15 protein-coding genes are annotated in these 14,761 nt (G+C 47.6%); 10 read left to right on the forward strand and 5 right to left on the reverse strand.

Annotation, left to right across the window (positions count from 1 at the left end; all coding sequences use genetic code 11):
• Positions 1 to 26 precede the first annotated feature (26 nt).
• The 10 genes from AC59JT_RS14910 (at position 27) to AC59JT_RS14955 (ending at position 12,026) form a co-directional block, all read left to right on the forward strand.
• Positions 27 to 1,553: a glycoside hydrolase gene (locus AC59JT_RS14910; RefSeq protein ID WP_497400304.1), complete on the forward strand. Its 1,527-nt coding sequence runs from the start codon at positions 27 to 29 to the stop codon at positions 1,551 to 1,553.
• Between the two features lie 154 nt (positions 1,554 to 1,707).
• On the forward strand, positions 1,708 to 2,955 hold the full coding sequence (locus AC59JT_RS14915; RefSeq protein WP_497400306.1) for an efflux RND transporter periplasmic adaptor subunit: 1,248 nt from the start codon (positions 1,708 to 1,710) through the stop codon (positions 2,953 to 2,955).
• A 7-nt stretch (positions 2,956 to 2,962) separates the two neighbouring features.
• A complete protein-coding gene (locus AC59JT_RS14920) occupies positions 2,963 to 4,420 on the forward strand; it encodes a TolC family protein (protein ID WP_497400308.1) in 1,458 nt (485 codons plus the stop codon).
• A 20-nt stretch (positions 4,421 to 4,440) separates the two neighbouring features.
• A complete protein-coding gene (locus AC59JT_RS14925; protein WP_497400310.1) occupies positions 4,441 to 5,106 on the forward strand; it encodes an ABC transporter ATP-binding protein in 666 nt (221 codons plus the stop codon).
• 24 nt (positions 5,107 to 5,130) lie between these two features.
• Complete coding sequence (locus tag AC59JT_RS14930) at positions 5,131 to 6,369, forward strand: ABC transporter permease (RefSeq protein ID WP_497400312.1); 1,239 nt, start codon at positions 5,131 to 5,133, stop codon at positions 6,367 to 6,369.
• A 30-nt stretch (positions 6,370 to 6,399) separates the two neighbouring features.
• Positions 6,400 to 7,587 carry an ABC transporter permease gene (locus AC59JT_RS14935; RefSeq protein WP_497400314.1) on the forward strand — a complete coding sequence of 396 codons (1,188 nt, stop codon included), beginning with the start codon at positions 6,400 to 6,402 and terminating at the stop codon, positions 7,585 to 7,587.
• Between the two features lie 26 nt (positions 7,588 to 7,613).
• The gene (locus AC59JT_RS14940; protein WP_497400316.1) at positions 7,614 to 8,009 is read left to right on the forward strand and encodes a hypothetical protein; all 396 of its coding nucleotides are present in this window, start codon (positions 7,614 to 7,616) and stop codon (positions 8,007 to 8,009) included.
• On the forward strand, positions 8,010 to 9,383 hold the full coding sequence (locus AC59JT_RS14945) for a sigma-54-dependent transcriptional regulator (protein WP_497400318.1): 1,374 nt from the start codon (positions 8,010 to 8,012) through the stop codon (positions 9,381 to 9,383).
• On the forward strand, positions 9,367 to 10,665 hold the full coding sequence (locus AC59JT_RS14950) for a sensor histidine kinase (RefSeq protein WP_497400320.1): 1,299 nt from the start codon (positions 9,367 to 9,369) through the stop codon (positions 10,663 to 10,665). Before AC59JT_RS14945 ends, AC59JT_RS14950 begins: the two co-directional genes overlap by 17 nt.
• 35 nt (positions 10,666 to 10,700) lie before the next feature.
• Complete coding sequence (locus AC59JT_RS14955; protein WP_497401666.1) at positions 10,701 to 12,026, forward strand: flavin monoamine oxidase family protein; 1,326 nt, start codon at positions 10,701 to 10,703, stop codon at positions 12,024 to 12,026.
• A 147-nt stretch (positions 12,027 to 12,173) separates the two neighbouring features.
• Here the strand turns inward: AC59JT_RS14955 and AC59JT_RS14960 are convergent, their stop codons facing one another.
• The 5 genes from AC59JT_RS14960 to AC59JT_RS14980 form a co-directional block, all read right to left on the reverse strand.
• Positions 12,174 to 12,752: a YdeI/OmpD-associated family protein gene (locus AC59JT_RS14960; RefSeq protein ID WP_497400322.1), complete on the reverse strand. Its 579-nt coding sequence runs from the start codon at positions 12,750 to 12,752 to the stop codon at positions 12,174 to 12,176.
• Between the two features lie 110 nt (positions 12,753 to 12,862).
• Complete coding sequence (locus AC59JT_RS14965; protein WP_497400324.1) at positions 12,863 to 13,426, reverse strand: DUF4256 domain-containing protein; 564 nt, start codon at positions 13,424 to 13,426, stop codon at positions 12,863 to 12,865.
• A 3-nt stretch (positions 13,427 to 13,429) separates the two neighbouring features.
• Positions 13,430 to 13,801 carry a DoxX family protein gene (locus tag AC59JT_RS14970; RefSeq protein ID WP_497400327.1) on the reverse strand — a complete coding sequence of 124 codons (372 nt, stop codon included), beginning with the start codon at positions 13,799 to 13,801 and terminating at the stop codon, positions 13,430 to 13,432.
• A gap of 1 nt (position 13,802) precedes the next feature.
• Positions 13,803 to 14,267 (reverse strand): SRPBCC domain-containing protein, encoded by a 465-nt coding sequence (locus tag AC59JT_RS14975; RefSeq protein WP_497400329.1) that lies wholly within the window; start codon positions 14,265 to 14,267, stop codon positions 13,803 to 13,805.
• A complete protein-coding gene (locus tag AC59JT_RS14980) occupies positions 14,245 to 14,592 on the reverse strand; it encodes an ArsR/SmtB family transcription factor (protein WP_497400332.1) in 348 nt (115 codons plus the stop codon). The genes AC59JT_RS14975 and AC59JT_RS14980 overlap by 23 nt, the downstream gene beginning before the upstream one ends.
• Positions 14,593 to 14,761 lie beyond the last annotated feature (169 nt).

Genomic DNA, 14,761 nt, shown 5'->3' on the forward strand with positions numbered 1-14,761 from the left:
CTTAATACCAATTGATTGTACGCGACATGAACCATAACCTTTTTTTCAAACTTACTGCTAACCTAACGTTGCTCGCAAATACCCTTGTCGCTACAGCGCAGGTAAAACAAACAACACTCACCGTCAACCCCTCTAAAACCTATCAAACCATCAACAACTTTGGCGGCTCGGATGCCTGGGCGGCGCAATTTGTGGGCAACTGGCCCGACGAAAAGCGTAATGCCATTGCCGATCTATTGTTCAGCAATGAAAACCGGGCGGATGGTTCGCCGAAAGGTATCGGTTTATCCCTATGGCGCTTTAACATTGGCGCAGGTAGTGCAGAGCAGGGTCGCGAGAGCGGGATAAGAGACGAGTGGCGCCGCGCCGAATCTTTCCTCAATAACGATGGCACTTACAACTGGCAAAAGCAAGCCGGGCAGCTTTGGTTTTTAAAGGCGGCAAAGCAGCGCGGGGTTACACAATTTTTAGGATTTAATAATAGCCCACCTGTGCAGTTTACTTTGAACGGGAAGGCTTATGCAGTTAAAGGGCAGGCCAATATCGCGCCAGCTAAGTATGCCGATTTTGCTACCTTTTTAGCCAATGTGGTAAAAGGCATTGAGCAAGGCGTCAAAATAAAGCTCAACTACATCAGCCCGGTAAACGAACCGCAATGGGATTGGAGCGATGGCGGCCAGGAAGGCGCGCCCTACAACAACACCGAAATTGCTGGATTGGTACGTGCAATTAATACGGCTTTTGTGCAAAACAAAATAAGTTCAAAGATCATTATCGGCGAAGCCGGGAAAATAGATTACCTATTTACCAAAGGTGATAAGCCGGGCAAGGGTTTCCAGATCAATGATTTTTTTAAACCCGTATCGCCCAACTACATCGGCAACCTGCCAACTGTAGCCAAAACCATAACGGCTCATAGTTATTTTACCACTTCGCCTATTGCTACATCCATCAAAATGCGCAAGGCATTGGCGGATAGTATAGCACGGGTAAAAGGCCTCGATTATTGGCAATCTGAATACTGCATTTTGGGCGATAACGCCGGCGAGATAAACGGCAGCAAGCGAGATCTGGGCATAGATGCCGCTTTGTATATGGCGTCAGTTATCCACAACGATCTGACCGTAGCCAACGCCACCGCCTGGCAGTGGTGGACATCTATATCGGCCTATGATTATAAAGACGGCCTGGTATACGTAGACAAAAACAAAACCGACGGCAATTTTTACAGCAGCAAAATGCTGTGGGTACTGGGCAATTACAGCCGGTTTATCAAGCCCGGTTTTGTACGGGTTGATGCATCGTTGGGTGGCATTGATATGCCTAAACCGTTAATGCTATCAGCCTACAAAAAAGATAAAAATTTGGTGTTGGTTATGGTGAATGCTAACAGCGAAGACTTCAGCCTGGATATTGCAAACGCAGGCATTAAACCCGGTACGGCATCGGCCTATACCACCTCGGCAGATAGCGATCTGAAATTTGCTAAAGTAAGCGGCACTTCGGTGCAGGTTAAGGCGCGCTCGGTTGTTACTATAACTGCCAAATTGTAAAACTACCATCTGCCACTGACGATGATAAATGCTCGCTAACGAATTGCTTTGTCCGATATCGAACGCTTTTTGAAAATAACAAACACACAAATAGCTGATTTATAATATTTTATCTTTGGTATAGCTCTTGCAAAATCCCCGGCAAATAATTGCTATGGATAAAGAAATTACGCAAGAGGTCAACGCGCAAAAACGCAAGCGAACTATCTTCATCACTATAATTGCCGCCATTGTGGTACTTGGGCTGATATGGCTAATGCGCGTGTGGCTCAACTCATCTATAAGTCGTACCGAAATTACTACCGCGCCTGTTGAAATTGGCAGTGTAGAAAATACCATCAACGCCAGCGGCGAGGTGTTGCCCGAGTTTGAAGAGATCATCACCAGCTCGGTAAACGGATCGATAAAACGGGTGCTGAGCGAGGCCGGTGCTACCGTGAACCCGGGCCAGTCTATTATCGAGTTGGATAAATCGGCATCAGAGAACGATTACATCAAACTCAAATTCCAGCTGGAGACCAAACGCAACGAGATAGCCAAACTGAGGCTGGATCTGAACCAAAGCTTTTACGACATCAAATCCAACAACGATATTAAACAACTGCGCATAGGCGACCTCACCAATGCCGTTGAAAACGCCAAGCGCCTGTTCAAAGCCGGCGGCGGCACCCGCGAGGATATTCAACAAGCCGAGCTAAACCTACAGGTGGCCCAACTGGAAAAAAAGCAACTGGAAAACGAGGTGCGCAACAAGCAAAAAACCATGATGCTGGAACAAAAGCAAGCCGAACTTGCCGCCAGCATACAGGAGCGCGACATGCAGCAGTTAGAGCGCAAACTGCAACTGGCCAGCGTGGCCGCCACCCGCAAGGGCGTTATTACCTACGTTAACAAAAACATTGGCGCCAATGTTAAAGAGGGTGAAACCTTGTTACGCATTGCCGACCTGAGCAGCTTTAAAGTAAGCGCCAGCGTAGCCGATAGCTATATGAACGATCTACACAACGGCATGCCCGTAATTGTACGCATTAACGATACCCAACTGCAGGGCCATGTATCCAATGTGTCTCCATCGGTACAAAACAATCTGGTGAGTTTTGATATACAACTTAACGAACGCAACAACAAACAGCTGCGCCCTAACCTGAAGGTTGATGTTTACCTGGTTACCGCCGTGCATAACAAAATAATGCGGGTGGCAAACGGAGCAGCGTTTAAAGGCGCTAGTCCGCAGGATGTGTTTGTGGTGGAGGGCAACAAGGCCGTGCGCAAAAGCGTGCACACCGGCCTGAGCAACTTTGATAACATTGAACTGCTTGATGGTGTAAAAACCGGCGACTTGGTCATCACGTCGGACATGTCATCCTTCAAAAACAGTAAACAGGTAACCATAACCGATTAAGCGCGCGATGAAACGAGTAACCACAATATTGCTATTAGTTTTTGCGGGCGCGATGAGCAGCCGGGCACAAACCGATACGCTGCGTCTTTCATTATCGGATGTGGTAGAGCTGGCCAAGGGCAATTCCATAGCCTCCAAACAAGCGTCAACCACCCGCGAAACGCAGTACTGGCGCTGGCGTTCGTTTAAATCGAATTATAATCCGCAGCTGTCTTTAAACGGCACCCTGCCGGGATATAGCAAAACCAGTCAGCAGGTTATACAGCCGGATGGAACGATTTTATTTCAACAGATACATAACGATAACTCGCAGCTAACACTCAACTTTAGCCAGAGCATTACCGCCACCGGCGCCACTATTTACGGCATGAGCCAACTGCAGCGCTTCAGCGATCTGGATCGCAATAATACCCTTTACAACGGCGTGCCTTATGCCATTGGATTGAGCCAGCCGTTGGGGCAGTTCAACAAGTTAAAGTGGGATAAAAAAATTCAGCCGCTGCTTTACAACGAAAGTATACAGGCTTACATAGAAGCTAAAGAGCAGATAGCTATTAAAGCGACTTCGCTTTTTTTTGACCTGCTGCTGGCGCAGGTGAGCCTGCAAATAGCCGAAACAAATTTTGCCAATACCACCAACATCCTCAAAATAGCCAACGCCAAGTTTGAGATGGGAAAAGTTAGCCGCAATGAGCTGCTGCAACTCCAGCTGGAGTTAGTTAATGCGCGTAAAGCCACCGGCGCCGCCAAGCGCGACATGGAGGTAGCGGGGCTGGCGTTGCGCAGCTACATTGGGCAGGAAGGCAACGAAAAATTTAAACTGGAAGTACCCCAAAACATCAGCCTGATGACTGTTACGGCCGACAGCGTTTTACAACAAGCTTACAGCAACCGATCAGACGCTATTGGCTTTGTGCGCCGCCTGGCGGAAGCTAAGCGCGATGTAGCCATAGCTCGCGGCGAAACCGGTTTAACTGCATCTTTAACGGCCAACCTGGGCTTTAGTAATAGTGCACGTAATATCCCGGATGTTTACCGTTCGCCGCAAAACCAGCAGTTATTGCAGTTAACTTTTAGCTTGCCAATACTGGATTGGGGCCGTTCGCGCGCCAAGATAAAAACGGCCGAGGCCAACGAGCAGTTTACCAACTATGCCGTGGAGCAGGACAAGCAAACCTTCCGCCAGGAAATTGTAACGCAGGTTACCTTGTTTGACCAGATGAAGGACCAGGTAAGCCTGAGCGCCGAGGCCGACGAGATAGCCGGCGAAAAATACAAGATAGCCCGCGAGCGCTACGTGTTGGGTAACTTAAGCATTACCGACCTCAGCATCGCCTTCCAGGAAAACGACCGCGCCAAACGCGACCATGTTACCGCTCTGCGCGATTTTTGGGGAGCCTATTATCAGCTTCGCTACCTATCGCTTTATGATTTTGAGAACAAACAAAAAATAACGTATAAATAAACCTTAATACAGCTAACAAAATGATCAGCTTAAAAAACATAGAAAAAGTTTACCGTACCGACACGGTAGAAACTCTGGCGCTAAACAGCATTAGTTTGGATGTAGCCAAGGGCGAGTTCCTGTCTATAATGGGTCCTTCGGGCTGCGGCAAAAGCACCCTGTTAAATATTATGGGTTTGCTGGATGCGCCCAGCAAAGGGCAGGTAGATATAGACGGCCATCAAACCATCAGTTTAAATGATAAAAAGCTTGCGGCTTTCCGTAACCAAAAGCTGGGATTCATTTTCCAGAGCTACCATTTGATCAATGACCTGCAGGTATTGGATAATGTGGAACTACCCCTATTGTACCGCAACGTATCTGCCAAAGAACGCCGCGAACTGGCCGAGGCAGCACTGGCTAAAGTAGGCCTGGCTAACCGCATGAAACACTTCCCTACCCAGCTATCGGGCGGACAGCGCCAGCGTGTGGCCATTGCCCGAGCCATTGTGGGCAAGCCCGAAATTATACTGGCGGATGAGCCTACCGGTAACCTTGACAGCGCCATGGGTAACGAAATTATGGACATATTGATGCAGCTGAACAAAGACGACGGCACCACCATAGTAATGGTAACGCACGACGAGAACATGGCCCACAAAACCCACCGCTTGGTGCGCTTGTTCGACGGATCGCAGGTACAGTAACAATCAACCTAAACAGAGTAAATCATGCTTAAAAATTATTTTAAAATAGCCATAGCCGTATTAAAGCGCCGTAAGTTTTTTACGTTCATCAGCTTGTTCGGCATCAGCTTTACGCTAACGATCTTGATGGTGTTGACTGCCTTTATGGATAATGTGATAAACCCTACTTATCCTGATCTGAAACGCGACCGCTCGTTATATGTTAATCGCGTTGAGCTGCGTAACACTAAAGAAGGCTGGATCAATATTTCATCACCATCCTTTTACTTTTTAACTCATTACGCGGGCAGCCTTAAAACGCCGGTAAAAATGGGTATCTCATCGGGTACCAAATCATCAAACGCTTACGTGGGCGACAAAAAAATTGTTTTGGATATTAAGTATACCAATGCCCCATTTTGGGAGGTGGCCGATTTTGTTTTTGTGGAAGGCAAACCTTATGACCAGGCACAAATAGCACAATCGCAAAAGCTGGCTGTAATTACCGAGCGCACCAAAGCCAATTATTTTGGCGACGGATATGATGTGGTAGGCAGATATATTGAAACCGACAATATTAAATACCGGGTAATTGGCGTTGTAAAAGACCCGCCCATTACCAGCGAAACCTATTATGCCGACATCTATCTGCCTTACACCCTTACAAAAAGTAATTTTAAAGACCAGGGGCATATGGGCGATTTCAAGGCTGTTCTGTTAGCAAAATCAACAGATGACGTTGAAAAAATGCGTGCAGAATATGCGCAGCTTGTAACCAAAATACCCACCAATGATAAGGGTATGGATAAACTGTACAGCAATGCCGACACCTATTTTGGCGACAAGGTACGCGGCCTTTATGGCGATGGCCCAAAATCGGGCTTTACAAGGTTTATGCTGCTATTTGTTGGTGCTGTTTTACTGTTTGTTTTGCTACCTACCATCAACCTGGTAAACATCAATATCACCCGTATCATGGAGCGCTCGTCAGAGATCGGCGTGCGCAAAGCATTCGGTGCATCGTCAAAAACATTGGTTTACCAGTTCATTATCGAAAACGTTATCCTCACTGTTATTGGCGGCTTACTGGGCGTCGTGTTTTCGGCCATAGCGCTGGCGGTTATCAACGAGTCTGACTTTCTGATAGGCCTCCATCTTACGTTAAACTTCACCATCCTGTTTTATGGCTTTTTGGCTTGTTTGGTATTTGGTGTCATGTCTGGCGTTTACCCGGCCTGGCGCATGTCAAAGCTGCACATTGTTACGGCCCTAAAAGCACAGTAGATCCATTCAATCACAATTAATCAAAACATTATGTTTAAGCATTTATTTAAACTGATCTGGAACAAAAAGAAACAAAACGCCTTGCTGATAACCGAAATGCTGGTATCGTTCATGGTGATGTTCTTCGTGTTTACCATGATCGTAAAGTTTTACTATAACTACCGCAAACCTATGGGTTTCGAGTACGAGAAGGTGTGGGATATCAATATCAGTAACCCTACCCATTTTGACGACGCCGATTCGGCCATTACCTATTACAAGTATGTGCGGAACATCATAAAAGCCATGCCCGAGGTTGTTGAGGTAAGCTATAGCGGCAACAATTCGCCCTTTACCAGCAACGTGCAAAGTACCGGCTATACTTATAAAGGCAAAAAGATCAACTACGTTAATTATTTCAGGGCCGATGAGCATTTTAAAGATGCGTTAAAGCTGCAGTTGCTGCAGGGCCGTTGGTTTATCAAGGCCGATTTTAGCAGCTCGTTTAAACCAATAATTATTAATGAATCTATTCAAAAAGAAGTTTTCGGCACCGCCAACCCGTTAGGTAAATCATTTGACGATTGGGAGGGCAAACCATCTAAAAACCGCATCATAGGCGTAGTGGCTGATATTAAAGATAAAGGCGATTATAGAGCACCGGCCCTGGGCATATTTAATCTGCTTGATTCGGGTTCGTACAAATGGATGAACCGCATTATGATCAAGGTAGCCCCATCTGCCGATGCCGCTTTCGAGGCGCGCCTGTATAAAACCGTAGCCAACCTGATGAAAGAATCAACCATAGACATAAAACACCTCACCCAAATGCGCGACAACATGAACAAGGAGGCCTTAACGCCAACCATCATCATCATGATACTGGCCACTTTTCTCATCATTAACGTGGCGCTGGGTTTATTCGGCGTGCTGTGGTACAACATTAACAAGCGCCGCGGCGAGATTGGTTTGCGCAGAGCCATTGGCGCAACGGGCAACTCCGTATCATGGCAAATAGTGGCCGAATCAATGGTGCTGGCAACCTTATCATTAGCTATCGGGACATTTTTCGCGGCGCAGTTTCCGCTGCTAAACCTGTTCGACCTGGCTGCCGGTGTATACATTACCGCTATAGTTCTATCGGTAATTTTTATTTACCTGCTGGTGCTGCTGTGCTCCCTTTACCCGGGCAAACAGGCGGCAGCGGTTTATCCGGCCGTGGCTTTACACGAAGAATAATTTTATCATAATTAAAACAACCAATCATGAAATTCAGAATATTAATTGCTTTATGTTTATTGATAAACATGGGCTGCGATGCACGCCAAAAAAGCAGAACAGAATCTGTTAGCACCGATGAGATTAAGGTAACTCTTACAGAAAATGACAATGGCTACGAAATGTATGCCAAATTTGATCCGGAAAAAACGGATAAGATCCGAAAGTACATGACGGAAACAATAGCTAAAGGCTCAAGTACCGCGTTTACCAATACTACCGTTGATGCCGATATGCGCCTTGACAATGGCGCGTTCTTCCATGTGGTATTGAAACCCGGAAAATTGGAACTGAAATTAGATAAACGAAAAAATTCTGCCGAGATTTATGCACGCTTCAAAAAGATGTGTGAGGGCATAAAAAACATCATTGGCGAAAAATAAATGATATTAGTTATAGATGACGATATAGCCGTACGTACCTCGCTTTGCTTACTATTGCAAGGCGAGGGCTACGCTGTTACCCAGGCCGAAAAGCCCGTGGAGGCCCTGTCTGTCATCAAAAAAAAGCAACCCGACCTGATCATTCTCGATCTTAATTTTTCGATCGAAACATCGGGCAATGAGGGCATGACCCTGCTGGGCAAGATCAAACAAAACAATCCGCACATACCTGTTATTTTGCTCACCGGCTGGGGCAGCATTGAGCTGGCCGTGCGCGGCATGAAATTGGGGGCCAACGATTTTATTAACAAGCCCTGGAGCAACGACCACCTATTGCAAAGCGTGCGCACATTGCTTGATCTGCAAGATTCCAAAACCGTGCACCACACCCGTAAGCAGTTGGATGCCCAATATAATTTCCAACACATCATAGGGCAGGATGCTAAAATGCTGGATATACTGGAAACTATCGGTCGCGTAGCGGCTACGGATGCTTCGGTGTTGATCATGGGCGAAAGCGGTACGGGCAAGGAGTTAATTGCCGAAGCCATACACCATAATAGCCAGCGCCGTAACCGGGCTTTTATAAAAGTTAACCTGGGTGGGATATCAACCACCTTGTTCGAGAGCGAAATGTTTGGCCACGTGCGCGGGGCTTTTACCGACGCGCGCTTTGATCGTATCGGTCGTTTTGAAATGGCCAACAAGGGCACTATTTTTTTAGATGAGATAGGCGAATTGGATGCCGGCAGCCAAGTAAAATTGCTGCGGGTTTTGCAGGATAGAACCTACGAAGTACTAGGCAGCAGTCGCACCAAAAGTGTGGACGTACGCATTGTGTGCGCCACCAACAAAAACCTGCCCGATATGGTTACGCGCCACACCTTCCGCGAGGACTTGTTGTACCGCATTAACCTCATCACCATATACCTGCCGCCCCTGCGCGAGCGGCCAAAGGATATCCCACTACTGGTTGATTTCTTTTTGGGGAATTTGAAGGAGATCTATAACCGCCCTAAACTTTCGGTAGCGCCGGCGGCGATGAAATGGCTGCAGCAGCTGCCTTTGCCCGGCAATATCCGCCAGTTAAAAAATTTGGTGGAGCGCTCTATTTTGGTGAGTAGAAAAGATGAGTTGAGCATTGATGATTTCCGCTCGCAGTTGGATCTTTCGCCGGTTAAAACGGGCAGTCAGCAGTTGCCCGGTGTGGGCGCGCTTACGCTGGAAGAAATGGAAGTGGGGATGATCAAAAAGGCGTTGGAGCATCATCATAATCACATTGCCAAAACCGCCCGCTCGTTAGGCATAACCCGAAGTGCTTTGTACCGCCGCTTAGAAAAATACCAGATCCCATACGATGAAGCTGCGGACTAAATACCTGTTGTTCGTTATCATCCTGCACGGGCTGGCCCTTGGCCTTAGCTGGGTTATTTTTGAACAGGACCGTATTTATTTCATTATTGCCGAAGCGGTTATCCTTGTTTCGGCAGCCATATCCTGGAGTTTGTACCGCCAATTGCTGATGCCCCTGAAGGCCATGATGCAGGGCATTGATGCCATGAAGGACAAGGACTTTAACGTAAAATTCGTCACCACCGGCAGGCACGAAGTGGATAAGTTAATAGGCGTTTATAACCAAATGATGGACGAGCTGCGTACTGAGCGCACCCGCCAGCAGGAGCAGCATTTTTTCCTGGAGCAGTTGATATTGACCTCTCCCACCGGCATCATTATTTTAGATCACGATGGGCTTATTCAGCAGCTTAACCCCAAGGCTGCCGAGATAATGCAGGTGGACGTAAAAGCGGTGCTGCAGCAATCGGTAACCAATCTGCCTGATACTTTTGGCAATGCCATTGCCCCCCTTAAAACCGGCGACGCCAGGCTTGTTAAACTGCAGGGTGCCGCTACCTACAAAATTCAATGCGCGCATTTTATTGATCGTGGTTTCGCGCGTAATTTTATTATGATAGAGGAGCTGACGGCCGAAATACTAGCGGCCGAGAAGAATGTGTACGGCAAGGTGATCCGCATGATGGCGCACGAAGTGAACAATACCATTGGCCCGGTGAACTCCATCATACAAACCGCGCTTAAAACAGACAAGATCTGGGAGGGCCACGAGCACGATCTGCTGAAAGACGCCATGCGCGTAGCGTCAGACCGTAACCAAAACCTCAACCTTTTCATGCGCAATTTTGCCGACCTGGTAAAACTGCCATCCCCCAACAAAATACAGATAGACCTGTGTAACACGGTTAACAAAGTAGCGCAGCTAATGCACCTGCCAGCCACCGAAAAGCGCGTGGCGATCAACCTTGACCTGCCCGCACAACCACTCTACATCATGGCTGATGAGCAGCAGTTGGAACAAGCGCTCATTAACATTGTAAAGAACGCCATCGAAGCCATTGGCACCGATGGAAGCATTGATATCAGCATCAACACCAAACAACGCAGCCTGAGCATTACCGATAGCGGCAAAGGCATCAGCGCCGAGCAAAGTGCCCAGCTGTTCACACCTTTTTACACCACCAAAGCCGACGGGCAAGGCATCGGTCTGACACTGGTTCGTGAAATTTTAATGAACCATGGTTTTGATTTTTCTTTAAAAACTGTGGCGCCGGGGCAAACGGTTTTCCTCATCAGTTTGTAAATTGCAGTGCCGGGCAAAACCATCGCGTTAGCGCCCTGTTCTACCAACACACAACCATGAAAAACTGCGACGTACTCGTTATAGGCGCCGGCGCTGCCGGGTTAATGGCGGCTTATCAGCTGGCTATCGCCGGCAAACGTGTTATTGTACTAGAAGCGCGTGGGCGCCTGGGTGGCCGTATCCATACCCTTAACAACGAGTTGTTTTTTGAGCATGCCGAGTTAGGTGCCGAGTTTATTCATGGCGATTTGCCCGTAACTTTTGAGTTGCTTAAAACAGCAAACATAGCCATCGAACCCGCCGAAGGCGAAATGTGGCACTATGCCAACGGCGCTTTTGTAACCGATGACGACGCGGGGCCCAACTGGGGCCTGCTCATGGAAAAGCTTCATAACTTGAAACAGGATTGCAGCATAGAAAATTTCTTACAGCTTGAATTTTCGGGCGATGAACATACTGAACTACGCCATGCCGTGCGCCAATTTGCTGCCGGCTACGACACTGCCGATCCGCAGCAGGCCAGCGCGTTCGCACTTCGCAACGAGTGGGAACACGAGGGTGATAACAATCAGCACCGCGTAAAAGGCGGCTATTGCAGCATGATCAATTTTTTGGCCGATGAGTGTAAAAACCGCGGCGGGAAGATCTACCTTAACTCGCCCGTTACTGATATTTATCACGAGCAGGGGTCGGTACAGGCAAGTACTGCCGAGGGCGATGTGTGTACCGCGGATCAAATTATTGTGGCGCTGCCGCTAGGCATTTTGCAGACTACCAAGGGCGAAGGTGCTATAAGTTTTCATCCGCCAATACCACAGCAACGCACCGCGTTTAACGATATTGGTTTTGGTGCCATCATTAAAATATTACTGGAGTTTAACGCCCCGTTTTGGGAGGACGAAGCGATTGCCAAACTCACCGGCAAGGCCCCTAAAAGTATGGGCTTTTTAATATCCGACCAGGCTGTACCCACCTGGTGGGCGCAATACCCTAAGCAAAGCCCGCTGCTTACCGGCTGGCTGGGTGGTCCTGCGGCAGCCGCGCTTAAAGATGCAAGTGCCGAAGAATTGCTAAGCCTGGGCCTGCAATCGCTGGCTGCTATTTTTAATAAGGATGCTGCCGACTTGCGCGATCAGTTGGTGGCCTTTAACTGCGTAAACTGGACGGTTGACCCATACACCCGCGGCTCATATGCCTACGATAAAGTTGCATCGGCAGCGGCACGAAAAATATTGAGTGAGCCGGTAAACCAAACCTTGTTTTTTGCCGGTGAATATTTATATGAGGGCACCGCCATGGGTACTGTTGAAGCGGCCTTAACCAGCGGGCAGCAGGCCGCGGAGCGGATTGTTAACGGCTAATTAACCAATTGTCATTTCGACCAAAGGGAGAAATCTTATGCGAGCGAAAAGTAGCGAGGTGTATAAGATTTTTTCGCTACGCTCAAGAGAGTAGTTCTCCTCGTTCCTCGTCGAAATGACATTTTTTATATTATTCTGTATCGGGTATTAGTCGTTCAATCCCTTACCCGCTAAAATTTGAGGAATATATTTTTCGATGCGGGCCTCGCGGGTCTTCACCTGTTTGGCGGCCGAAAAATGCAGCAGGTAAGCCCTTTGCCTGCCGGGTGTAAGCGCTTCAAAAGCGGCTTTCAACGGCGCAAAGGCATCCAGTTCTTGCTGAAATTCTTCGGGCATGTTAAATTCTTCTGTTTTTTTGAGGGTGACTTTTAGCCCGGATTGCTCTATCGCTATCGCCTCAAAAATATGCGCCTTTAGTCGCTGCTCTTGTTCATCCACCTGGCCGGCGGATGTGAACCTGATTTGGCGGGCGGCCTGTACGTTCTCACTTTGTTGTACCAGGATACCGTATGTATCGGTTAGCAGTGCGCCTTTAAAAAACAGGTAGGCGCAGTATTCTTTAAACGTATGGATGAGCACAACGTTGGCACCATTCCAGGTGTAGCAGGGGCTACCCCATTTCAGCTCCTCGGTCAGGCCACAGGCCAGTGCTATAGTGCGCATTTTGTTGATGGCCTGTTGCCACTGGTCGGCTTTGTTAAAGTAGAAATCGGTTTTTGGATTCATGGTGGTTGATGATTAGCATACGCAGGGTCCCTTTCAGGAGACCGTGCTAAGACTTTCTTTTATTGTCCAAGCAGGGTCTCTCGCAGAGGACCCTGCGATAGGCGATTTACTTACACTTTTAACATCCCCCTAAAAGCCCTCGCTGCATAATATGATTCCGCGCCATTGTGATAGGTAAACACGGTATCGTATCTTCTATCGCAAAATAGCGCACCGCCAAGTTTACGGATAGGGGCCGGGGTAGCTATCCAGCTTGATGTTTTCAAGTCGAACTTACCAAGCGTTTGCAGGTGGCGGTACTGCTCTTCGGTTAATATTCCAATACCCATTTCGGCAGCGGCTGTCAGGGCATCGTTAGCGGGTTTATGTTCCTTGCGGGAATTGAGGGCCTCGCGGTCATAGCAAAAGCTGCGGCGATTTTTAGGGGTTTCGGCAGCGCAATCAACAAAAGTAAAATCGCCTGCGGCCTCATCGCCAAAAACAACTACGTCAGGTTCGCCGCCGGTAACTTCCATTTCATCCAACACCCAAAGTTTTTCGGGGTTGGCTTCCAGCTTGGTTTGCACATCGTCCCAGTTAATGCTCTTATGGCGTTCGGTGTTTTTGTTAAAACGGGCTTTCAGCGTGGCCAGTAGTTCGGCGTTTTGTTCGGGTGATAATATTTTCTTGCTCATGGCTTAAACAGTTTTTCTATCAGCGGGCCTGAAATACCAGGACACCACAGTTAATACAATTAATAACACGGGACCAAATAATTCCATTGCCGCATCATTGACGGCTATGTGCGAATATACAGCGCCCGTCATGGCAAAGACAAAGCCCGCATAGGCCCACTCTTTTACCAACGGAAATTTAGGAATTAAAATAGCAATCACCCCTAAAATTTTCCATATCCCCAACAGGGTTAAAACATACAACGGGTAACCCAGGTGCTGCATTTTTGTTGCTTCCTGTTTCATCTGCATCAGTTGCACCACGCCTGTGGAAGTCATGCCCAAGGCCAGCCACAGCGTGGACACCCAGTAAATAATTTTGTTGCGTTTGCTCATCTTATTTTAGTTTACTAACAATGTCTTCCAAGCGGTTATGTGCCCAGTTAATGCCTTGCACAAATGGCAGCTGCAGTATCTGGTTGCGCACATCAACGCTGCGGTATACTACGTGCATGTTGAGTTTACTGGTGGTTTCGCTCAGCTTTTCAAACTCTAAAAACTCCAGCTGCACACCGAAGGGCGTATTCTCCATCTCAAAGGTGCGGATGATGCGCTGGTTTGGCGTAAACTCGTGAATGGTGCCGCTAAAAGCGTGGATGTTTCCTTTCGAGTCTGTGGTTTCAAACTGGTAGCCGCCTTGCTTTCTATTCTCCAGCTTGAGTACTTTGGTGCCCATCCATTGTTCCACAATGGCAGCATCCTCATAGGCTTTAAAAAGCAGTTCAACCGGCAGGTCAAACTCGCGGGTGATGGTAATTTCCTGTTTGCCGTCAAGGGCGTTAACCTTTGTTTTCAGTTCCATTGGGATTGTTTTTTTGATAGGTTTTCATAATATCTTCCAGCTTGTTAAAACGGTCGTCCCACATCTGGCGGAAGGGTTCAATAAAATCGGCCACTTGTTTCATTTTTTTGGCGTTAATGTGGTAATGAATTTCTCTTCCGCTTTGCTCCTGGGCAAGTAGTTCGCATTCGGTCAATATTTGTAAGTGTTTAGATATGGTTGGCCTGGCCGTATCAAAGTTGGCGGCTATAGCCCCGGCGGTAAGCGATTGCGAGGCAACCAATAACAGTATGGCCCGGCGGGTTGGGTCGGCAATGGCCTGGAAAACATCCCTGCGTAAATTCATATATGTAGCTATTTGACTACAAATATAATATGTAGCTATTTAACTACGCAAATTTATTTTAAAAAAGCTGATGTAATATTTTACATCAGCTTCAAAACAAATGAAAAGGTTAGGTATTAGTATTTTTTCTTCAGGATCAACTCATTGATTTCATCACGCAGGGCTCTTT

The organism is Mucilaginibacter sp. A3364, assembly GCF_059690715.1.

Coding starts and splice junctions, on each gene's coding strand:
- AC59JT_RS14910 (WP_497400304.1), top strand. CDS start 27: ATGAACCATAACCTTTTTTTCAAACTTACTGCTAACCTAACGTTGCTC.
- AC59JT_RS14915 (WP_497400306.1), top strand. CDS start 1,708: ATGGATAAAGAAATTACGCAAGAGGTCAACGCGCAAAAACGCAAGCGA.
- AC59JT_RS14920 (WP_497400308.1), top strand. CDS start 2,963: ATGAAACGAGTAACCACAATATTGCTATTAGTTTTTGCGGGCGCGATG.
- AC59JT_RS14925 (WP_497400310.1), top strand. CDS start 4,441: ATGATCAGCTTAAAAAACATAGAAAAAGTTTACCGTACCGACACGGTA.
- AC59JT_RS14930 (WP_497400312.1), top strand. CDS start 5,131: ATGCTTAAAAATTATTTTAAAATAGCCATAGCCGTATTAAAGCGCCGT.
- AC59JT_RS14935 (WP_497400314.1), top strand. CDS start 6,400: ATGTTTAAGCATTTATTTAAACTGATCTGGAACAAAAAGAAACAAAAC.
- AC59JT_RS14940 (WP_497400316.1), top strand. CDS start 7,614: ATGAAATTCAGAATATTAATTGCTTTATGTTTATTGATAAACATGGGC.
- AC59JT_RS14945 (WP_497400318.1), top strand. CDS start 8,010: ATGATATTAGTTATAGATGACGATATAGCCGTACGTACCTCGCTTTGC.
- AC59JT_RS14950 (WP_497400320.1), top strand. CDS start 9,367: ATGAAGCTGCGGACTAAATACCTGTTGTTCGTTATCATCCTGCACGGG.
- AC59JT_RS14960 (WP_497400322.1), bottom strand. CDS start 12,752: ATGAATCCAAAAACCGATTTCTACTTTAACAAAGCCGACCAGTGGCAA.
- AC59JT_RS14965 (WP_497400324.1), bottom strand. CDS start 13,426: ATGAGCAAGAAAATATTATCACCCGAACAAAACGCCGAACTACTGGCC.
- AC59JT_RS14970 (WP_497400327.1), bottom strand. CDS start 13,801: ATGAGCAAACGCAACAAAATTATTTACTGGGTGTCCACGCTGTGGCTG.
- AC59JT_RS14975 (WP_497400329.1), bottom strand. CDS start 14,267: ATGGAACTGAAAACAAAGGTTAACGCCCTTGACGGCAAACAGGAAATT.
- AC59JT_RS14980 (WP_497400332.1), bottom strand. CDS start 14,592: ATGAATTTACGCAGGGATGTTTTCCAGGCCATTGCCGACCCAACCCGC.